A 23,248-nucleotide genomic window follows, 5' to 3' on the forward strand; every position below is an offset into this window, starting at 1 on the left:
CTGGCTTTGGTTCACCGCAAAGGGTTAGCCGCCGCTCCCCGCTTGCACAAGGCACCAGCGCGTGAGGCGTACCGTCACGCTGCGGCGCGGGTCTCCACCTGCGCCAGCGCCTCCTGCACCAGCTCCGGCCCGGCCCCCGCCCGGCAGGCGCCCTCGGACAGCATCCGCCGCCACTGCCGCGCCCCCGGCTTGCCCGCAAACAGCCCCAGCATGTGCCGGGTGATCTGGTTGAGCCTCGCACCCTCGCTCAGCCGCGCCTCGATATAGGGCAGCATCTGCCGCACCGCCTCTGCCGGGTCGCTGACAGTGCCTGTGCCATAGATCTCCGGGTCCGCCGCACACAACACATCGGCCGGCTGGTGATAGGCCGCACGCCCCACCATCACCCCGTCCAGGCCGCGGTCCAGATGCGCCTTGGCCTCCGCCAGCGTGGCAATGCCGCCGTTGATCGAGACATGCAGGTCCGGGAACGCCGCCTTCATCCGGTGCACCAGCTCATAGTCCAGCGGCGGGATGTCCCGGTTCTCTTTCGGAGACAGCCCCTGCAGCCAGGCCTTGCGCGCATGAATGGTCACCCGGCCGCAGCCCGCGGCGCGGATCTTCTCGAGGAACTCCGGCAGCACCTCTTCCGGCTCCTGCTCATCCACACCGATACGGCATTTGACGGTGACGTCCACATCCACCGTTTCCCGCATCGCCGCGACGCAATCGGCCACCAGCTCCGGCGTCTGCATCAGCACCGCCCCGAAAGCGCCGGATTGCACCCGGTCGCTGGGGCAGCCGCAGTTGAGATTGATCTCATCATAACCGGCCTCCGCGCCCAGCCGGGCGGCCTCTGCCAGTTCCCCCGGATCCGAGCCGCCCAGCTGCAGCGCCACCGGATGCTCCTCGGCATTGAACTCCAGCAAATGCAGCGCCCCGCCGCGCACCAGAGCCGGCGCGGTCACCATCTCGGTATACAGCAGCGTTTCCCGGCTCAGCAGCCGGTGCAGATAACGGCAGTGCCGGTCGGTCCAGTCCATCATGGGTGCGACCGATAGGCGGGACGCATTGAGAACATTATATTTTATATTTTTATCAGCCATTTACCGCTCATCTATCCGCCCCGTTACTGTCTCATATGTTGTAATTCTCGCCCATTTTTGGCATGGTTTACAACAAATGTTGTAACTTGGGCCAAATGTTGTAACCCCATGGGTACCATTATCAAGCGATAGCGCTAAGACGGCTCTGCCGCGTGGCTTGCCCAAATCGCCGTTCGGCGGGCTGGAAAAACTGTCTGGCGCGAGAACCGGACCTTCGAACTGCGCTCGACCGCCGCGGCCTGGATCGAGAAGCACGAGAAGGACCTGGCAAAGCCCGGCGCACTCGAAAACCTGCCCATGGGAGAGACCCGCCGCCGCGAAGTGACCCTAAGCGACGCAATCGACAAATATGGCGAAGACAGTGCGAAGGCAATCGGTCGGACTAAGGCGCAGGTTCTCAAGAGCATCAAGGAGTTCGACATCGCGGACAAGCTTTGTGCCCAGATCGACAGCGCCGACATCGTGGCCTTCGCTCAGGAGAAGCTAAAGTCGGGTGTCTCACCGCAAACCGTGGCCAACTACCTCTCCCATCTTAGCGCGGTCTTCACGGTGGCCGGTCCGGCCTGGAACTATCCGCTGGAGGAACGCACCATGCGTAATGCGATGATCGTCGCCAAGAAGCTAGGACTGACGCAGAAGAGCCGCCACCGCGACCGGCGACCTACGCTGGACGAACTCGACCAGTTGATGGCGCATTTCCTCGACCGCTCAATCCGCCGCCCCTCCTCCGTCCCGATGCATCGCGTTATCGCCTTTGCGATCTTCTCGACCCGGCGGCAGGAAGAGATCACCCGAATCACGTGGGCGGATCTCGACAAGGACGGCAAACGGGTCCTCGTACGCGACATGAAGAACCCCGGAGAGAAGATAGGCAACGACGTCTGGTGCGACCTGCCCGATCCGGCGTTGGCGATCATCGAGGCGATGACCAAACACGCGAGCCAGATCTTCCCCTACTCGTCCGACGCGATCAGCGCAGCCTTTACGCGGGCCACGCAGTTTCTCGGCATAGAGGATCTTCGATTCCATGACATGCGGCACGAAGGCGTTTCACGCCTGTTCGAGATCGGGTACAACGTCCCACGCGCGGCTGCCGTTTCCGGCCACCGGTCATGGACGTCTCTGAAGCGCTACACCCCTCTGCGCCAGGCCGGAGACAAATTCGGGGCTTGGACATGGGTTGCGGAAGTCACCACCACAGACCCAAGGCAGCGCAAGAGACGACCCGCGCGGCCAAGCTCCACGGCCAAGATTAGAACGAAGCGGGTCCGACACTTAGGCTAGCTAGAAAACTCATAGCAGAGAGAAAGACGCAAGGGGGTCTAGTACTACCAATCGGTCAACACGACACGTCTTCCAAATGAGATAATTCATTCTCCAAAAAAATTCTGAAGTAACGAAGGCGGAACTGTTGGCAGTTTTCGTGGGTCAAGCCCATTGGCACGATACCAAGAAGAAAGTCTCTGCCGCCCTGTAGAAAGTCGTTGAAAGGGCAAGAAGCGCAACGCATTTAGATACAATACTCTTTCGCGGGCACCTTCATCGAAGCCGCATTCGTCCTTAAGGAACGAGGCTACAGCAGAAAGATAGTTTTCGTATCCGCGTTCCTTTCCTACCATGATCCAGTCAGAACCGTAGATTATGTGACGGATTTTCGGGTCATATCTTTGGACCCATGCTTTGAGATTAGTCGCAAGGTTTGTGCGCTCGATCTCAGAACCAAGTGCCTCAGACATATAGCTAATATCAACGAAGACCGGCTGTTGTGGATGTGCCTTGATGTATCTTCCTAGAACCCATTCCCAACTCGAATCGGGCAAAGGACCAAGCTGGCCGTAAGACTTCTTGTCGAACCCTCCGAAATGGGCAAGGCAGACACGGAGTTCCGGATGCTTCTCGAAAACAGGAATCCAGTAAGCTGGATCGGCCCTGATATCGTACTGTTCGCCGGCTCCGTTTGAGGCCGCTCCATGCGCCATAATCGGAGCGTCAAGCTCTGCGCAAAGACTATAGAGATCGTCCAGCGTCTCATCTAGCCTATGGCTTGGCTCGAATCCAAGCTTTTTCAAAGTGCGTCTTGGATACGGACCACGGTTGCCAGACGCTCGAAAACCCATTGGCGGATAAAGCTTGACCCCGGCAAATCCACTTTCGGTCAATGCCTTCCGTGCAATTTCTAGCGAACTAAATGAACCCTTGGTACCAGCCCTGAAGGCAACCTCTCGCAAAGGATCGTAGCCTACGAAATTCAAGACCACCGGCACTTTGTCGGAAGCAAGCGCAGCTCGCTGCGCCACAAGCTCCATGACCCTTACCTGCTTCGCCATGGATGATTCAACGTCTTGATAGAGCCATTCGTCGAAATCGACCAAGAGCGGCGTCATCACCTTCATCTCGAATTCTTGCCGCTCCGCGTCGGCGATCAACTCGTCCGCCAGCGCATGCCGATACATCCTGAAGAGGCTGAACCAATTGAGATATGTCGCAATACCTCCGCTCCGCTTAAAGGCTCTACGGCTCGCGGCCCGGGCTTCCTGAAGGGTAAGTGGCTCGCCATTAGTGAGCACCCTTTCCCGTGACTGACCATCGAGGAAAAAGTTTAGGAAGGCGGTGTCCCCAACTTGTTTGCGTTCCAGCTGCTCGGTCGGCGCACTCGCGATCTCTGGGCCACGCGCACGCCGTCTTGCATCGACCGTTCGAAGGAACTGTGCCATGTCCTCGATTGCCGAAGCTCGAGCGGCTTGCGCCGTTGTCGCCGAAGGCTTGGGCGACTCTCGGCCCTCCAGCACTGCGATCTCCTGGTCTGCACTTGGCGCGGCTCCTGCGCCCAAAAGCTCGACCATGAACTCAATCATGACGTCCAACGCGTCCGGGTCTCTGACACCGCTGCGCATCAGCGCCTGTTTAGGGTATCGCTTAAACACGACCTGCCGAAGAAAGCGAACTGTCGGCAGATCCGAGGCGTTAAAGACATGGCAATGGGCATCGACAAACGCCTGTCCTGCGCCGGGTGTCCCGGAATTTAATTGGCCCTGCCCGCAGCCTGACGCCAAGGCCGCACTTGATATCGTTACCTGCTTGATGAAATCGCGTCTACGCACCGGGTCTGCCCTGATAGAAATTGTCAGAATCGAATTGATAACTCATCGGCCGAAGCGCCGGCGAATAGTCTCCTTTTCTGGATTGTGTCCGTCGACTGAGCAAAGGAACGTTACTCTCTAGTTCGAACTCGTGAGACTATGGATCATGCTGTGAAACTGACCCCATTGGATAATTGGCATCGCGTACGGATTGTCTGATGTCGGCCACCCTTTCCATCGGCCGGTACTAAACGGCACGATCCGTGCCTCCTGAACGAGCGGAATAAACGGGGCCTCCTGCGAAATCAGATCGTAGGCCTGGCGCGTCAAGGTCAGCATTTCTTCGTCGCTTGGAGCCCTCGTCGCGATCTCATCCACAATTCGCCCGTACTGCTGAGCCGCAGGCGTGTTCCAGCGAGCTATGTTGTCATAGCCAGGGCTTCTGACACCAATTTCTACTGCGTTTTTGGGGTGATATCTTACTAAGGAGGCAAATGGGTCCACCACCGAGCCGCAGCTAAGCCAAGAGTATGCCGCATCGAACTTGCCTGGCGGTAAAATCCAAGCCCAAAGCTCAGCCCCCGAAACGACATCTATACTGGTAGCTATTCCAGAGTCTGTGAGGATTTGCGCGAGAACTCCTGCTGCTGCAGCATCAATTGCAGGTTCATCGGCCACATGGATGACAAGGCTCAGGTCTTCGCCATCTTTTTCGTAGATTTCGTCGTCGCCCTTGGCATAGCCGGCTGCTATCAGTTCCGCGTCCCCTTGAGCAGGGTTGGCTGCGGAAGGCATTGCGAAACCGGCGGACACAAGGTCATCCACGTAAACTTTAAGACCGGGCAGTAACGGGAACAAGGTCGGCGATGGAAGGTTCTGACCTGAGAATGCCTCATCCACAATCCTGGTCTGATCGACGAAATGCGCGACAGCCCGGCGCAGGGCCGGATTATCCCAAGGCGGGCTGATCGTGTTGAAGTCGAGCTGACGCGGGCAATGGCCGGGCCAAGGAATGGGATCGGCTTCGCTCCACGCAATGACATTTTGGTTTTCAACTCGGATTTCCTCGAACGTCGCGAAGTCAACTTCAATCCCGATATCGATCTCATCCGCCTTCAGCGCCTCGACGGCGTCCTCGTCAGCTTCGAAGAAGCGAACTACGACCTGTTCTGGTTCCGGAAGCTCGCTAAGGCCTGTCTTTGCGCCCCACCAATCTTCATTTCGAATGAACGTTGCTTCGGCTGCGGTGATCGAGTCAGCGACGTATGGTCCTGAACCGAGAAGCGGGTCGAGCAAGCCGCCGCCGACGGCCGCCGTCGAAAACGTGGCCATCTTCCCGTCCCAGACATGCTCAGGAATGACAAAAAAAGTGCCCTCGCGGCGAGTGGTCAGGAAGCTGTGCGGAAACCTCATATCCGCCTTGCGGAGCGTAATTATAAATTCTTGATCATCGACGGCCGCCACTGATTCAACCCGCGCACGGAGCTCAACCGCGATCGGGGCAACGAATGTCTTTGAGGTCAAAATCAGGTCGAACGTGAAATCAATGTCGGAAGTATCCAGCGGTTCGCCGTCTGACCAATAAACATTCTCGCGGAGTGCGATCCGCCAAGTCTTTCCACCGTCATTTGTAGTAACGGAACTAGCCAGCCAAGGAACGAAACGTTCATCTTGGGGTGCAAGGTGAATTAGCGGCTCGCTTGTGATACTCAGCAGGCCACCTGCATTTCCATCCGATGAGTAATGAAGCGGCAAATTGAATGTGTCCACCGCTGGAATTACCAGAGATTTCGATTCTTGCGCTTCAATTGCCTTCGGAAAACACAGCGATTGAAGAACTAGGAGCGAAAGAACGACTTTGGTCCACATTTACATATGCCCCCTTTTCGTTTCAAGAAATTGTGGCCAAGGCGGCGCTGTTCCATGTTCTCTTGCTGAGTGCTTTACTTTTCCATCGGACCCTTGGTGGCATATCGTCAACGCTGTCCTTGTGTTTGAGGATTCAAACAACATGCTTCGTCCCGTAAAAGCTGTCGGTTTGGTGTTAACGAACTTCAGCCCTGTTGCATCATCACTGCGCGTACGATGGCCCCAACGAGAAAGTTTTGTAAAGGCAACGACCTCACTGATCTTTTTCATATGAAACTCAATTCTGCTATGGTGTTGGACGGCCGTGATACAGGCGCCTTAGCATATCTGGTGTTTTACTCGGGTCTAAACCACCCTCAATAAGGTTTTGTATTGTGCCCCTGCCAAAAAACTCCTCTACATTCACTCCCTCATGAAAGAACTGATTTTGACCACCGCGCAACAATGCGCCGCCTGACTTTACTTCAGCAGCAAATATTTTACCCTCTTTCACAGTGACCAAATCCAGAACAACTGTATTACCATTTCTGAGGCGAGCATGCATTTGAGTTCCAATTACAGTGTGCCCTTTGTCGATAAGTTCGATGGCAGCTTGGACTTCAGCGACCCGCCCAGAAAGGCGATTTACTACCCATTGGGGGGCGCTGGCGGAGCGGGCTGCTTTGAGCAAGCCTTCCAAGTATGGGAGGCTTTGAGCAAATGCGGCTCGACCGAATTTGGAGCCTGCCTTACCGATGGGCCCGGCCACAACTGTAGCAGCCCCTTCGATACCAGCGAAGACCGCAAAACCTTCGATTCCACCCTCGCTGTAAGCTTTGTAGCCCTCATAAGCTGTGTACGCTCCTAGCCCAATGAGCAACAAGGGCGCCACCGCTGCGTTCCCGTCCAAATCAGTCAGATTGACAGGGTTCTGCCCCGCAAAGGCGTAGGTGCTCAGGTTACGCGGGGCATAGACGCCGAGCGCCGGGCCGCCGAAGAGGTAGTCCGCCTGCATCGGGTCAGGCGAGGCCCAGATACCAAGGTCGCGGCTATAGTATCGCGCTCCGAAAGACGAGAACCCGGTGGTGCGATCAAGCTCCTTACCGTGGAACACCGGCGGAAGCGCCCCCGGTGCGCCATCCGGCTTGGCCAGAGCGGTGCCGGTCAGCTCTATACCGAACGGACTGAACTCGCGCCGTGCGATCAGCGTATGCTCTGCGTTTGTCACTTCGCCCGTGGCGAGGACGCTTGCTGTGATCGTGCCCACGGCGAGATCGGGATAGAGGAAGGTGATCCTTGGCTCGGCTGTCTCGCTGACTGGCGGCGTCATACTCGCTACAGGCAGGCTTCCCCGCGATAGCTGCACGGTTCCCCGTCCATCCGCCGGTCGGGAATAGAACGGCGTTAGATAGATCGAAGTGACCTCTTGCTCCGTCCGTTCGCCATCGTCCGCCAGGATGGGACGATGGATTTTTAGAACCCTATTCCCTGCGAAGTCGTAGACGTACTCCTCGCGCAAGAAATCCACATTGTCGCGCCAATAATCGTCCGGGCCGCCAAGCACACGGGTCAGTCGCCCTGCTGCGTCCCAGTCCAAGCGGCGATCAGACAGGACGCCCGGTGCAGATCCGTTTTCGCCGCTTCTGACCTTCGCCAGCCGTCCGATGTCGTCATATTCGAAGAGGCTTTCCCGGCGAAGATCGCTTGTTGAGACACCGAAGGTGACCGCATTCGGCGCGTGCACCGGTTGCCCCTTTGAAGGGGTATTCGAGTATCTGTAAGCCCACTCCCGTGCGAACACGGCGCCGGGATCGCCACTGATCGTCAAACTTCGGCTGGAGAGCCGGTGACCGAGATCAAACCCGTAGGCCCCATCGGCGTTCATCACCCCTGCATTAGTCGCTGCGTGGGCATCAAACGCGATCAGTCGGTTCGCACCGTCGTAGCCGAAATTGAAATGGCTCCGATACGGGTCGCCAATGTCCGCAACATTCCGGTATCCGTGAATATTACCGCCCCCGTCGTATTGGTATCCCGTGATCTGAACGGGCTTGTGCTTGTCGCCCACGGTCGCCGCAGTGATCGTCGCCATCTGGTTCAGCTTTAGATCAACGTCATCGTAGAATAGGCCGCTGACCGTGCCGTCGGACATCAGCCGCACCGACGGCCGGTTCAGACGGTCATTGACCGCGCGCACCATGGGCTGATCATTGAACAGAAGTGTCGCAACCGTCCCATCCGGCGCATAGCGTGTGCCGATGGAAAAGCGCGAAACGCATGTTTGCGGACCTGCCTCTATGCAGGCCGAGGATGGATTTGTCGGAACGCTTTCGTTGAACTCTTGCAACGTGATGTCGCCGAACGACGAATAGGAGTTCTCAAGCTCGTAGAAGGCAACCTCGGGCAAAAAGGTCTCAGGCTCACCGTCGCTGACATCAGCATCGGTGAGCGGCGCTACGATTGACCGCGTCTCTTTCGTGACTTGGCCAAGAGGGTTGAAATTGTAGCTTCGGGCTCCGGTTCGGTCCGCGACCACAGTAACCTGACCAATGCAGTTCTCGCAGATCTTGCCGGTGACGTCGAAGAACCTCTGATTTGCGTGCTCGTTGGGAATGATCCGCGGCGCCTCAAGGATTTCTCCGAAGGCCGTCGTATGGGGCAGTCGATCATAGAAGAATGAGACTGTATCAGATTGGTCGTTTTCGCCACCTTTCCCGCCGAACGAGCGATAGGTCATCGCGATGACCCGATCCGCGGAGTATTTGAACGTTCGCAACTCGTGCGGACTGTTCGAGGCGACACAACCGGTTTTCTCGGGGCCGTCGTATGCGCTAGAGCGCCGCTCCACGAGATTGTTGAGATTGTCAAAGACGTACTCAGTGCACCCAGAATCCGGGTCCTTGAGCCCTATCATGCGACCGAGGCGATCATACTCAACGATGACAGCCGCGCGATCGTCGCCGGACAGGGGATACTCGACACCAACAAGCTGCAGGAGGGCGTCGTATGCATACGCCACCTTCGCCTTTGCTTCATCACTTGTGTCTTCCGCCCATTCCTGGCTGGCCTCTTCGATCGGGCGACAATGACCAAGCGTTGCGGAGTAGTCGCGGTCGTAGTCCCCAGTTGCGCTTATGGCCTTTGGTTTATCGTTCTCGCCCAAGTTGACGCGATAGATAGTCTCTTGGCTTTCAATCGACGCTGTCGGCAGACCGCGAGGGTCTGACCGCGATACCGTCAGCGCACATCGGGGCGACAAAGCAAGGGTTTGGAAGCGCCGGGTTAGTGTCTCGCCAAGTACGTCCTGCACGATCCTATAGGCAAACTGCGTCGTGGCCAAAACACCAGGACTCGAGTCGAACTCCGGAAGGGTGGAGAGCCTGTGCTGCTCGGAGCTCTGTCGGCTGCCACTATCGAGGTTTCGCGTGATAACAGGGATCTCTCGCACGCTTGGCGCTACAAGTTCCTCGAATGAAGGGCCGATCTTGTCGCTCGCCGGGCCGCCGCCATAGCCTTCGAAGGTCGCGAATTCACGTTCCAAGACATCCGTGTAGCCACCGACCGTCACCCGGCTTCCTGGTGCTGCACCGCAGAGGTTCAGCAGGTTGCCTTGGACCTTCGGGTTGATCGACCTTTTTAGATTTTGGTTTACCTCGTCGCAGACCTCTGCCTCGACGCTGGACTGGATCAAGCGGCCGAGACCGTCCTTGAACGTGGCGACATTTCGAGCCGTGTCTAATAGGCCGCTTGCACCTTCGTAGGCATTCGAGCTCGAAAACTTTTGGGTGTGGCTGCTGAACCCACCGACACTGGCTGAGGGCCAGCCGTAATTTACGGCGGCCAGGATGTTCCAGGACCGGCCACCCTCAAAGCCTGCATTCTTGGCAAGGGCCGCCTCCAGATTGCCCGCAAATGCTCTGTTCTGTCGTGGTGCCGTACCCCAATCTCTAGCTAAAAGACGGAACCGACCCCACTGATCGAAATCGAGTAGGATGCGGTTGCCGTTCGCATCCTTTGTTCCACCCAGAACACCGTGGTGAGGATCAACCCGCTGAACTTGCGAATGCGTAATCGCGACTCTGGCCTCAGATGCGGAGGCGTAACCTACGCCGAAGTCGCACTCATATGGCGGGACGCCTGGGCTGTCGGAGCCAACGCCAATGCCGTCCTCTACGCAACGAGTGGTGCGGATCTCAGTGGGGGTTCGCAGGAAGGCATCGGCTGAATGGCTATAGCGTTGATCCACCCATTCAGAGCGGTCATTAAGGGGGCCAATTGTTCTGGTCGGGTTGCCAAATGAATCGTAGCTGACGACCCGCGTGTGCTGAATAGCTGCGTATCGGTCCGTCCCGGCTGGCAAGCCTGGCACTCGGTATGCGATTTCTTGTGCATCAACCAAACTACTCAGGCCATCGCCCAGCACGCGCTGCATCTCGAATTTGAATTCTCTGCAGATGCCTTGGCGGAAGCTAAAATGAGGATCATCCAGCGCAACGGGGTACTGACAGATGTCAGTGACGTTCGCCTCTGAGACCGCACCGTCTTTTCCTCCTTGATACAAGGCCTCACGCATTCTGATAGGACGGTCGACGGCATCCGTTGGCCAAGGTCCTTCAAAGACCATCTCTGCCTGGGCAAGGGAAAGTATAGGGTATTTCCTTGGCTTATCTGCGCCCGTTCTCAATTTCGCACTCAGCCCGTTCCGGTCAGCGTAAGACGTGTACGTATGAATAGAGGAGTGAGGGATCGGGCTCGCGCTAATATCGAAGTCCCCGATACTGTAGGTATTGATCTGTTGACCCCACTGGTCAAAATCGGCGGCAGATGCCGAATAGAGCACTTCTTCGGGGATGAGTTCCTTCGAAGATAGGTCCATGCCCTCCTCTAATGCGATGCCAGGAGCCAAGACATGAAGATCCGAGAACCGATTTCTAACCGATCCACTCTGCTGCGCCCAGAACTGGGTTTGCTCTAAAAGATAGCCAGATTCGCAGGCCCGAGCCGTGACAACCTCATGACAATCTCGAACAAGGGAGGAACAAATGGATTCGCTTCCAAGGATCACTCCGCCGTCCAGTTCCTTGTTCTGTTCACCGGCGGATACCCACTTTTGTGGAAGGATTGAGCCCTCGAGAAACGCGCCGTGGTTCCATCGCGCCTGAGCGACGGTAGCTGGCAATGTGCAGTCCGAGCTGTCAATCTGCCCCAGTGTCGAAAGATGCTCGATGGCGTAGGCAAACCGTTTGGCGGCTGAGATCTCAAGAGGACCTTTGCTTTCCAGTCTCGGAGCTGTTTCGCTCGGGTTCGCGACCGATGTCGTTTTTGGCGCTGTGATCAGCTCGGCGACCACCGTACCCTTGGTTAGGTAGTCCCGATTGTTGAACTGCTTCAAACGCTCTTGCAAAAGCACATAGCCCGCCAGGGGCGCGTCGCTTTGCTGTTGCTCGAACAGACTCAAGCATTCGTTGGGCCTGCTTGGGTCGCGGTCACATCCGAAGGTGGTTTGCGTCACATCCGCGAAGCCATAAAAGCGCTTCTCCGCCCGGTTGAAGTAACCGTCGTTGTAGGAATAGGTATCGACCCGAATGTCCTGCCCGTCAGCATAGAAACCAGCACCATGCGCGGGCGCATAGCCGTCGAACTCGCTTACCTTATCCACGACCCATATCGTGCGCCCAAGTTCCGGGCCGGTGTTCCCATGCAAGTCGTAAGTGATCTCTTGCGTGGTACGAGTCGGGCTCGTGACCCGTGCAAGCATGTGGTACGCTGCATCCGGGCTATAGTTGAAGACGGTCTCGATTTCGTCTGGCAACGCAAAGTTTGGAACGAAACCGCCATCATTAGTTGCCCCTTTGAAAGCACCGCTAACGCGCGCGAGATCCGGGAAGCCGTCGCCATTGACATCACGGACGCTCAAAAGTTCCCGGAACTGATTGCTGGCCTTTTTGACTGCCGGGTTGAAGACGACTCTGACGTAAAGAGCATTGAACCCAAAGGTGAACGCGCCGCCGGCGTCAACTAGCGTCGTCTCCCCGGCCGATGTTTCCGAGCCGTTCCAGGCGGCGACATCATGAAGGCGCCCGTAAAGGTAGCCGTTGCCTAGGTTCGGGAACACCGCCAAATAGCTCTTGCCGCTCTGGCGGATCGGCACGACAATATCAACCCGACCATCCCCAGTGAAATCCATAAGCACGCCGTCGGATCCCTGGACGCGAGTTCCAAGGCCCATTCCGGCCCTTATACTTCCACTGTTGATGTCGAACCCTAGGCGAATCCCAAATCCACTAGAGTAGGTCGTGCGATATGGTTGGTGCCCGGGAAGATCGCCCCCGACAATCACATCGCCACCTCTGCCGATCGCTACGTTCTGAGAGGCAGAAGCGACAGTATTCCCGTGGTTGAGTTGAACACGAACCCCGCCGTTGACGGTCTCGCCGCTTAAGACATCAAGTATCCCATCGCCATTGAAGTCCTTCAGATCGGAAAAGGTCTGCTGTTTCCCACTCTCAAAACTCAGGTTGAATGAGGGGGACACAGCGGCATCCATGGACGCTTGGTGGATCCTGGCGAAAGTCGGAGGGGTAAGGCCGACTCCAGCCCCAGCGCTGTCGCTTCTACTGGTTTGAATGTACCCCGAACCATGCGCCCCTCGGTCAAGATTGCTGGCATAGTTCGGTGCTCGGAAGTACCGCCACCAATCCGACCGCAGAAGACCGACGGGTGAGGACAGGGCGCCGCTGAGACTTCCGTCTCCGGTCAGATGTTCGGGAAAGCCGTCCCCGTTTATATCGACAAACAGAGATTGGGTCCGCGTTGAGTTGTAGACCTTGTTGGTATTAAAGGAGAGTCCACCGATGTCTACGCCCTTGTTCCTCGAGACGGCATTGCTTTGAGTTTTCTGTATCGGCGCGAATACATGGAGGGCGGTCTCGGGATTGGGCGGATAGGGACGGTTCGGAACAGCGGGAGGTGCACGCACCAGCGCGCCCGCTTCCAATGGCTTCGGCGCGACAAGCAAGGGTTCTTGTTCCGGCTCACCTTGTTCCGGCCCACTAGGAGAGGACTTGAAAGGTCCAACCGAGTCTTCTGCTCCAAAAAAATCGCTGAACTTCTCCGGGTCAATTGTCGCAGGCGATGTGTTATTGAGTTCGTCGCAATAACTGCTAGGGGCGCTAGGGCTGCCATTACAGGCAACACGCATTAAAGCGTCGAGATCAAACTTGAACTCCTCAATTAGAGGTTGTTCAAATCCAATGAACGCGGACACGGATCGCGTTGGATGATTGACCCGGTGCTCGCCGCTCCCGTCGCTATCTGACGGATCACTCGTCACGGGCTGGTGAAGAAACACAGTGTCGTCAAGCCCAGCCCAACAGCTTGCAAAGGTGTTCGGCGTCGGGATGGCGCAAATGTCGGTCGAAGCGATCAATTGGTTCACGTAAACCTTAGACTGTTCTTCGTGCGTTGGCCCCACAAAACGGTGCAACAGCGGGAACACATCCACGATTTCAAGGTTCAGTGTCGCAGCGCCGTCCTTGGATGTGTCTTCTTCACATGTGTCGAATTCACGTTTGTCGAATTTCGGGGATTCATCTTCTGTTCCGGCGCCAATTAAACAAGCATCCTTGGCCTGTTCGTATCGGGCTTTGGGATCACCGACGGGCCGCGCGGCTGTGTCTCGCAAATATCGAAGGTCGCCGAATGCGGGGGACTCCCTCAGCGATCCATTCGTGTCGCTCTTTTGCGCCCAAAATGCCCATGCGTCGGCGATTTGCGCGATGTTCGGCTCGCGGACCTTGAAGTAAGAGAGTCGCAACGCCTCTTCGAAGTTAGACTGCCGCAATGCCTCTTCGGTCAGCGGGTCAAGCACGCTAACGTTGAAGTCAGAAATAAACTGTCCCAAGCCATCGATCTCTGCAATTGCGCTGGTATCCTCTTTCACAAAGTCTGGCGCGGCGATGACGCGCTCGGCGATACCTAAGGAATAGGCGGTGGCCGGTTCAGTATATTGCTTCCCAGCGATCGGAGCGAATTGGCTGACGTTCCTTTCTGTCTCCAGCCGGAACTCGTCTGACGCGATCTCGATCTCCGGGAAGATGCGCAAGAGGTCGCGTCGGCGTTTGATCGAGTATTCCTTATCCGTAGTCGTCTTGTGCGCGTCCGAATACGTCCGGTACTCGGCCCCCAGAAGGAGTTCTGACCAGGCGATCCTCGTCCAAGGACGACATGTTCTAGGCAGTCTCCTTTGGTTAATCTCTGGATCTTCTCCGCAATCAACGGGGTCCAGATTTGGCGGAACAATCTGCGACGGGCTGCGCGGGATGACGTATTCCTCACGCGGAATCGAACCTGGTCCATTCTGTGGTTCGTTGTCGAGGATCGAGAATTTCCCGTCGAGTTCAAAGGCAACATTCGTGGTTGAGACCGTCGAAAAGATCCGCTGCCGTGGTTTAAGCCGGACGTGGAACGCCACGATGTCCAAGGGACGAGCTTCGAACTCGAACACACGGTTGCGCCCAGAAACCGTGTTGTTTTCGAGGATCTGGATCGAGACCGTAGGCGTGGGCTGGCCGAAGTACTTCGCGGTTGGGCCGCCGATCCCGGCCATGTCGTCGCAATCCTGCTTGGCCTCCATCTCATAGAGAGAGTTGTAGTGCCCCAGCCCGTCGCCAGAACCCGCCCCTCTGGTCACTGTGTGCATTACGTCGTCCGAAAAGGCGACAACGCGTCCCGGACGACGGTTCGTGAGGATGCGTTGGAAGATCGTGCTGCCTGGGGCACCCCCAATGGTTGTGGTGTCGGGATAGAAATGGGTCGGCGGTCTGCCCTTCGCGCCATGCGCCCCATAGCTACCGATACACGTACTCTTGAGGGGATCGGTGTCGGCAATCTTGCGCACCACGCTAGAAGCCGCGGAACCGGTCAGTTCAGAGATCAGCGTTGGTCGACCATTAACGGTAATCGCGAGTTCCAGATCAAAAGCAGGCGTTTCGCTGGCCAGAAGGTCCTTCAGGATCGCCTCGTAGGCTTCGCGCTTGGGGTGTGGGTTCTTATCCTCGTCGTCCGGAAAGAGGTTGAGGATGCTCTCCATCGCGAAGTTCATGAGCACGCGGTAACTGCACGGTGCTTCAGGCCCATAAATCGGTTGCTCAAAGGCAACGGGAACGGTTTGAATGGTCCCGCAGTCAAATGGATTGGCCTTCACAGGTAAGCGATAGCCCATCTCGCCAAGCTCAGGGTGAGCGGTCAGGGCCTCGCGCGGAAGCTCCAAGTTCTTCAGGACTCGCACGAGGAGGCTCTCCGCGCTCGACACCTGTTCAGCGAAAGGGAGGCGCTCCAGATGTTCTCTCAGACGCAACCGTTCAGCCATCGGATCAAGCTCGGGCGGACGCGGTGGGTCATTTTTGTCTTGGAAGTCAAATTGTTGGATAAACAACTCGTCCAAATAGCAACTGCGCTCTGATGGCTCGAACTTTTCGCGCCAGAATGCTACACGCGATGGGGCGAAAGGAGCCACTATTGCACTGTCGCGTAATGATAAGAATCTGATGATCTCATCGGCGAACCCACAAAGCCGAGAGTTCTGGCGCAAACGTGCGATGGCCACGTTTGACAATTCGTCGTTAATAATCTTTGCGAAGTCGATGACTTCCGTGTCGGGACTTCCTTCATTGAGGCTTTCGTTTGGCGCCACGAACCTCCCTGAAGTGACGCGCCGCCGTTCTACATCAGCGCTGCCCATCGAAACCGGAAGGTAAATTGCGACAAGCTTGGAAACAGGCTCGCTGGGATTACCAATCATGGTTTCGCCGTCACGGCGCGTGTAAGGCGGTTGAGCCGGATTGTTTTCGTCAATCTCGGTGATCGCCGTCGTCAGTCTGGGCGCGGAGTGCCACGTCAACGAACTCAGTCGGCCATCCAAATTGGACACAGGGCGATCGGGAATGTCACGATGCTTCAAATTGAGGTGCAGGGTAACCCGCCACGCCGGTGCATCGTCAGACAAGAACGCGTTACACATCTGTTCTTGGTTAGCGGCACAAATAAGATCAATGTCGACCCGGCAGACAGGGCTGGGTTCCTCGGCCGCCGAAGTTACACACGCGGCCGTCACATCCTGAGAAAACATCACCGGCAAATCCGCGGCCCGGATATTGCCCGACGCCATCGGTAGCCCCCGCAGATTGAGAGTGACAAGATAGTCTTGCGTCAACTCTGTGCTTACCGAGAATTGGCCTCTTATCGTCCGATCCGACCCTTTTGGGACAAGCGCGACAGCTGATGCGTTCGAGGTCAATAGCCCCGTAGCCAGGGTGTGCGAGTAGCGGTTCTGGCGGTTAAGAAGGCAATCGGTTTGCACTTCCGTGAGTGAAAACTGATCGCGCCAGGTGCAACTGTAGACATCCTCGATATCAAACTCGCCAAACCGCAACTGTAAGTCATAGGCTGGGTCCAGATTGTTGACAGCCAATTCAGGACGCGTCGTCTCACCGCCGATTACAAAGCTCTTGTATGCATAGCGAGCATCGGGTTGTAGCGACGCAGTGAGATCGGGATGAACGGAATAGCTTAGGGACAGGACATCCCCGGCACTTACGTCCAAAACAGGACCATCAGGCGTTTCCCGCGCACAGACCGACCCATCCAAGATATCTACTAGTTCAAATGTATCCCCCCGTGGGAGCTGCTCGACACCACAGTCGACTGGAGCTTGGTAAGAACCATCGAGAATTCTTGACAGCTCCAACCGAATAAAAGCGGGCGGGGTCGCTGGAAACGAGATCGAATGTCCCGCGGCGACCGAGCTAGGGCAATGGGGTCTATCGGGAAACTCTTCGCAATCGTTCAGAAATTGATCGAAGGCATGCGCCGCTGTCCGCAAACCGGGGTAGTCCCTAAAGCCGTCAGCGATCACGACGTCTCCTAGCGGTCCGGAAACCGTGGCGTCCAGCCGAAACTGACCTTCAATCGCCAGGGTACCTGTAAGGGGTGCCTCCCAAGAAATCGAGGTTTGGCTGTAAGACAGACCATCAAGCCGCGTCTGCAGATCCGCAAATGAATCACGCATCTGGTTAATCGTCTGCATGAACCCCGGCGGCCGTCTGCGTTCCTGTTCAAGCGCTTCCGCCGCGCCCACGACGCCCGTGACGCCCGGAATCGGCGGTGTCAGTGAGCTTTCCGGACTGAACTGTACGTAGCAGGTCTGCTCGGTAGGACATGTCTCGCCCTGCCCGTAGACGACGCGCCCATAGACCGCAAAGTCAGTCAAACCGTCGCCATCCCGATCCGTTGGATAGACGTAAGTCTCACTCGATGCCGAGTTGTGCCCAACGCCGAAGAACCCAAAAGGAACGTAGCCTTCGACACCAAAGCTGCGTGTAGACGCACTAGAGATCGCAATGTCGTTTAGTCCATAGACGTCGCCGCAGAGGTCTCCGGTCTTGTAGGTAATCGAACCGTCTGCATGCCTGCTTGCAGCACAGTATTTCAGACCGTTACCGGTCCGAATGAGCACGTCGTCGATTCCGTCGCCAGTCACATCGATCAGCGTCGACCCGCCGCGGGTCTGCATGAAACTGTGCCCAGCTTTGATCCCGCCTGTAACGGCTTTGTCGCTCGTGTCGCCGATCGACCCAATCCCGACGAATATTGAGGCACCGGTTTCGTCGGTGTTGCTTTCGCCCAGAAGGCTGGAGCTTGTAAGCGTGCCCAGTCCAAGCCTAGAGAGCAGCCCGTCCGGAAACCCGATCCCACTTGTTGCATTCGTGTCCGCATAGGGGTTGTCGATTGTATCGTCTTGCCATTCGAGGATGCCATCTTTCGGGCAACGATCACCGATCTCGCCCGTGTATGCGAACTCAAAAACTTGCTCTACGTGCTCGGATGGAGCGCCACCAACTAGGTCGCGCGATGTAAGATCGCCGTCGCTACCGTTGTTGTATTTCGCGTTTGCCCGGACGACCACACGTCGCAGAACTTTGTCGAAGTTCAGGCATAAGTCGTTGCCTAAACTCAAGTCAAAAACATGGCTGCTGTACAGGACGTGATTACTCGCGTCTATTTGATCCTCGCCAAGCCGACCTTTCAACCGTTCTGAGACGCCAGCCAGCCACTTGTTCGGGGCTGCCGCGGGATAATGCACGTCAATGCCTTCCAACCAGTGCTGATTTGCCGTTAGGAACCCGAGCTGCGCACTGGTTGTGATCCGTTCTAGGTCACGTTCCTTCCATGTGAAATCAACGTAGGTCACGCCAGAAACCGCGATCCCAGAAAGAGTTTCGCTGAAGGCATCGTTATAAATGATGCGCCTTAGTCGAAGATCTTGAGTGCAAAATAGACGCAGTTCATCGGCACAGGCGAGCCCGTCCTCGTAAAGGTAACGCGCACCGGACCGGGCTGGTTGATTGTCAAATTCCTGACTGAGGCCCCACTTCCCGCTTACGGTTTGGCTTATGGTGGCTGCGGAAGGGCCACCAAGTGCCATCGTGGTCGTCAATGTCGATTGCGAATCCGGTACGAGAGCGTCGCCATCAAGTACCGCGCCGAAGAGCTGGGTGACCTTGCTGCCAGGATTCCAAACTTCCCAGAAGTAGTTATCGGGGGCGTCCCCGTACCGTCGTATGATCAGTGGTTGCGTAGCATTCCGTGTCCGGAAGACGCGCACGCCGTGCACTCGAGGCAGAATTGGCCCACCTTTGTAGAGCGGGGGGATTTCTTTTCCCTTTGCATCCAACGCGACAAGTTCTCGCCCATTCAAGACATAGTCTTCTGTCTCGAAGCCAGGATGATAAATCGGAGAGGGCCCACGCACCTGGATTGCGCCAACGTTCAAGTGCCAACCGCGGCCAAGCACTCCTGTTCCTGTACCAGCAGAGTTGGATATGCTGAAACTTGGTCCCGGCCCCCGGCTCGGACGCAAGAGCAGTGGGAGATCGACTGAAACGCTCCCGGTTGAGTCCGGCTCGACACGTGAGATATTCAAAAGTCCTTGCAGCGGGTCGACGCTTTCTAGAGCACCATTCAGAACATCCGCTTGGAATGGTTCCGCAGATGGGAGCTTGGGGCCCGCTATGACTCCGGTAATTGCTTGAACATGGTTTCTTGATAAATTCGCGTAAGACTTCGTGGGATCGTTTTGGTTCGGTCGGTACTTTTCTGCTTTGGTCCATTTTCCCTCTACGGGATTGAAGAAAAAGACAGCGGCTTCGTCTAAGTACTGCTGCGCAATACTGCCAATGGCGATACCGACCGTAAACTGATTGATGGCAACCTCACCGGTGTCGCCGACAGAAAGGATATAAGATGCGCAACCGAACTCCGAGGATGTCGCGTTAACCAAACGGGCAGGTGCAGCCGTTTTCTCCGAAAACACTAGTTCGGGCGTACCCTCTTCGGATACACATTCAACCGTCACCTCAAACTGCAAGTCCTCATTAATCGAACCAGTGTATTCAACGTCTAGACCAAATGCCGAAAGAACTCGATCTTGCTTGGAAAAGTTGAGCGTCTGAACTTCCGCTCTGGCGCCTGCCGAAAACGTTACGAGCGCGGCCGAAATAGTTAAGATCTTAAAGAACTGTTTGGGCTTCATTCCCCCTCGCCCGAATACTATTCTGTATTCCTATTTGTTTCCTAATTAACTACGTTGCACCTTATCCGGTCTGAGTAAGGGTTGGATTCACTTTCACCCGGTACAAAGTCGCGGGCCACCATTTCATTATTGACGAAATCAAGAGCAACGCCTTGAATTCCGCTTTCTTCATCTCCGTACACATAAAGCACGCCGCCAGGCGACAAGCGAATATGTAGCGGAGACTGAAATTCGTCGTCGACCAACAGACGCGCTTCATCGTTTTCAACTTCGAGTCGATACGCTTGATCTCGGTAGTCGCACGTCACGGCACGGTCTCCGGAACGCCATCCGCCATCGAAGGTCTCGATCAAAGGCTCAGCTTGCTGAGCTGTCGCCGGGCCGAATGCTGCAGCCCAGGCGATCAATGGTAACGTCGTACAGCAGAGTAGCCGCTTAAGATTGCATGACATCGGTTTATCGAAGCGCAAAAGTTTCAAAAAATCAAGTCACCATGAGTGCCACAAGTGTCTGCTCACCGGCCACTCGAGTTCCCTCGCTGCGCTGGTTATTGTTTCGGACCAATGGTTTTGGATCCAGCGCGAATGATGCCCGATCCGCTTGCGTGCGTTGCGCTCCAAGTTGCTGAGTTACACGGCAATCTGAGTTGTGAGGAGGTACGTGCGCGACATCTACCGTCCCCCTTCAGGGAAAACCGCCTTGGTTGCGAAATGACTGAAAAACTGGCGTTCAACGCACTTCTTTCACCACACAGTGGCGCTGTTGCACAAATCCGGGTCTGACCGCAGGGCCCCTTTCCCCGGACGGATTTACTCTACGGGCACTGTGACAGGTATACCGAGAGCGGTGTAGCCGTTCAGAACGGCGATGCGAACTTGCAGTTCGGCGACCTGGCGTTCGAAGTCTTTTGCCATCAGGGATTGGCCGAGCAGCTTGATGCAGTTCATCTTTGACTCGACCCGGCTCCGGCGGTGATATCCGCTCCACCGTCGCCAGATGGCGCGGCCGAGATACTTTGATGCGCGCAGGACTTCGTTTCGTGCCGCTGCGCCCGGGCTCGTTGGCTTCCAGGGCGTGGCATTCTTGCGGGGCGGGATAACAGCGGTGGCGCCACGGGCGGCGATCGCCTCGTGGCATTTGCGAGTGTCGTAGGCCCCGTCGGCGGTCACGGAACCGATCTCTTCGTCTGCTGGGATTTGGTCAATGAGATCAGGCAGAATGGGCGCATCACCGATGTTGCTTCCGGTGACTTCGACGGCCCGAACCTCCAGCGTTTCCTCATCGATGCCGATGTGTATCTTGCGCCAAATGCGCCGCCTGGGGCCACCCGCTGCCCGGCAGCACATGCATGGCATGTGCGAGAGGGGGCTTACGGGCGTTCCACTCGCCCTCACCCTCGGCCTTGATGCCGGTGCTGTCGATCAGCAGATTCAGCGGACCCACGCCGCCACGGTACGGGATAGCCACGTTCAGCTTTCGTTGGCAGCGACACAGTGTACTGAAGTCCGGCACGGCCCAGTCCAGACCGACCAGCCGCAGAAGGCTTTGCACGAAGCCCGTCGTCTGCCTCAGTGGCATGCCGAACAGTACTTTCAGGGTTAGACAGGTTTGGATCGCGGCGTCGCTGAATTGGCACCGGCGACCTCGCTTGCCAGTCGGCGGCGGCGTCCAGATCATCCTCGGATCAAACCAGATGGTCAGAGATCCGCGTTGCTTCAGTGCTTCATTGTAAGACGACCAGTTCGTGGTCTTGTAGGGGCCCAACTGCTCATGCATCCCAGCTACCATACTGGATTCACGCAGTGAATCCCTCACCCGATTTGTGCAACAAGGCCTTTGAAAAGCCTTTGGGCGGCGATAAACCCAATTGGTCTTCTGTCTATACCAACTTCTCCAACAACCTCTTCGCCTTGCCCTCCAACACCAGCCGCGCATCCTGCTGCGGCTTCGACCGGGCCACCGCGGTGACGCCCTGGACGAAGTCGAAGACGCTCTCCGGCGGGCGGCCTTCCTCGGCCAGCACTGTCTCGACGATCCGCCCCGTCTCCGCCTTCGAGAACCCGCGCTTCCTGAGGAAATCCTGACGGTCCTCGTCGGACCGCGCGACGATCTTCTCCCGCGCGGCGCGGATGCCGTCGATGAAGGGCGCGGGCGAGGAGACGGCGAAGCGGCTCAGCGCCGGAGCGGCCTCGTGGGCAAAGCGCGAGGCGGCGTATTTCGAGTGCCGGATCGTGATCTCCTGGAAGTCCTCGACGCCCCAGAGGTTGCGGTTCTGGCAGACCGCGCGCAGGTAGAAGCTCGCGATGCCGAGCGTCTTGGCACCTACCTCGGAATTCCAGCAATAGAACCCCCGGAAATAGAGGTCGGGCGAGCCGTCGGGCAGCAGCCCCGCCTCGATCGGGTTGAGGTCATCGACGAGGAACAGGAACACGTCGCGGTCGGAGGCGTAGAGCGTCGTCGTTTCCTTCGTCACGTCCACGCGCGGATTGTAGATGCCCGTCGACCAGTCGAGCACGCCCGGCACCTTCCAGCGCGTGTCACCCGTGCCGTTGCCCGCGATGCGCTGCACGGCGGAGACCAGTTCGTGGTCGTAGATGCGGCCGTAGTCAGGGCCGGTGACGGCGCGCAACTCCGTGCGGCCACCCGCAACTTCCATGGTCTTGATCTGCTCGGCCCGGTGGTTGGTCAGGCCGTTCTGCAGGTTGATCCCCGCCAGCGGCGCGGGAAGCTGCCGCAGATAGGCCGCGGGCGCACCGACGAGGCTCGAGAGCTGGCCGAAGCTCCAATGCGTCGGCGCGACGGCTTCATCCGTGCCCGGCAGGATGAGCCCGAGCTTCTCCGGGTCGTCGCGATGCACCTCGACCCGGATCGCTGCACTCTCCACCGTGCGCGTCCGGCTCCGCTCCGCCCGGCCCTTGACCGAGGCGAAAAGGTCGTCGAGCGACAGATGTCGCTCGTCATCCGGCCGCGCGAACCACTCCGAGGACACGCGGTCCACGTTCTCGCCGCGCGACACATCCACCTTGTAGCCACCGCTGATATCGCGCCCGGCATCGATCATTTCGGTGTTCATTGGAAAACCTCCGCAACAGGCGCCGGAGGCCCGTCCTCCAGCCTTCAACCCGTCACGGCCCTCCCAGCCCGCCTCTAACTCTTTGGAACCCGTTGAAAGTCCGCAGGAGGTTCCGCCGATTTGATCGCATTCCGTCCCATTTTTACGCCACCCTGCGCCGCCGCGAACCGCCCTTTTCACGACCAGGGTCTCTTGGCCCACCAAACGCTGCCTATCGCTCGCATTGATGGACAACACAGCTGAGGTCAGGATGCGGAGTAGAAAAAACACCGAACTGACCGATGAACACGCTTTTTCTCCTTATGGCTCAGTATGATGGCCGCGCGGTTGTACCGGTCGATACGGTCTGCAAGGACTACTTTTCCCACCTGACACTGCCGAAGTTTCTCAGAAAGGTCAGTTCAGGTGAAATCGATCTGCCGCTGGTGCGATCCGAGCGCAGTCAGAAAAGCGCGAAGGGCGTCCACCTCTCGGATCTCGCCACCTATCTCGACAAGCGTCGCGAGGTTGCTCTGAACGAGCGGGACGCCTTCAAGTAGTGACCTTCGCCTCCTGAGACTAGGCCCATGCT

Annotated in this window: 8 protein-coding genes and 1 pseudogene; 2 read left to right on the forward strand and 7 right to left on the reverse strand. The window is 57.2% G+C overall.

Going from position 1 to position 23,248, the window contains the following annotated elements; genetic code table 11:
* Window positions 1–74 precede the first annotated feature (74 nt).
* Window positions 75–1,085, reverse strand: coding sequence for a tRNA dihydrouridine(20/20a) synthase DusA (gene dusA, locus DAEP_RS0106460; RefSeq protein WP_051337323.1), 1,011 nt, complete (start codon window positions 1,083–1,085; stop codon window positions 75–77).
* A 297-nt stretch (window positions 1,086–1,382) separates the two neighbouring features.
* On the opposite strand from dusA, the gene DAEP_RS22460 reads away from it, so the two are divergent.
* Window positions 1,383–2,369 (forward strand): site-specific integrase, encoded by a 987-nt coding sequence (locus DAEP_RS22460; protein WP_245595060.1) that lies wholly within the window; start codon window positions 1,383–1,385, stop codon window positions 2,367–2,369.
* Window positions 2,370–2,455: 86 nt separating this feature from the next.
* On the opposite strand, the gene DAEP_RS0106470 is transcribed toward DAEP_RS22460, so the two are convergent.
* The 6 genes and pseudogenes from DAEP_RS0106470 to DAEP_RS0106495 all read right to left on the reverse strand — a co-directional run bounded on the left by DAEP_RS0106470 (window position 2,456) and on the right by DAEP_RS0106495 (window position 22,677).
* Window positions 2,456–4,186 carry an amidohydrolase family protein gene (locus tag DAEP_RS0106470; RefSeq protein ID WP_027244081.1) on the reverse strand — a complete coding sequence of 577 codons (1,731 nt, stop codon included), beginning with the start codon at window positions 4,184–4,186 and terminating at the stop codon, window positions 2,456–2,458.
* Window positions 4,187–4,303: 117 nt separating this feature from the next.
* Entirely contained in the window at window positions 4,304–6,034 is a 1,731-nt protein-coding gene (locus DAEP_RS0106475) for an ABC transporter substrate-binding protein (protein WP_027244082.1), read from the reverse strand.
* Window positions 6,035–6,320: 286 nt separating this feature from the next.
* Complete coding sequence (locus DAEP_RS0106480) at window positions 6,321–19,604, reverse strand: RHS repeat-associated core domain-containing protein (RefSeq protein WP_154665031.1); 13,284 nt, start codon at window positions 19,602–19,604, stop codon at window positions 6,321–6,323.
* 41 nt (window positions 19,605–19,645) lie between these two features.
* Window positions 19,646–20,011, reverse strand: a complete 366-nt coding sequence (locus DAEP_RS23925) for a hypothetical protein (RefSeq protein WP_154665032.1) — start codon at window positions 20,009–20,011, stop codon at window positions 19,646–19,648.
* A 402-nt stretch (window positions 20,012–20,413) separates the two neighbouring features.
* Window positions 20,414–21,380 (reverse strand): annotated as a pseudogene (locus tag DAEP_RS22465) (IS5 family transposase).
* Between the two features lie 103 nt (window positions 21,381–21,483).
* Window positions 21,484–22,677 (reverse strand): hypothetical protein, encoded by a 1,194-nt coding sequence (locus DAEP_RS0106495; protein ID WP_027244085.1) that lies wholly within the window; start codon window positions 22,675–22,677, stop codon window positions 21,484–21,486.
* Between the two features lie 281 nt (window positions 22,678–22,958).
* Between DAEP_RS0106495 and DAEP_RS0106500 the strand changes: the two genes are divergently transcribed.
* Window positions 22,959–23,216 carry a pyocin activator PrtN family protein gene (locus tag DAEP_RS0106500; RefSeq protein ID WP_027244086.1) on the forward strand — a complete coding sequence of 86 codons (258 nt, stop codon included), beginning with the start codon at window positions 22,959–22,961 and terminating at the stop codon, window positions 23,214–23,216.
* Window positions 23,217–23,248: the final 32 nt, after the last annotated feature.

It is taken from the genome of Leisingera daeponensis DSM 23529 (genome assembly GCF_000473145.1).
Classification (GTDB): Bacteria; Pseudomonadota; Alphaproteobacteria; order Rhodobacterales; family Rhodobacteraceae; genus Leisingera; species Leisingera daeponensis.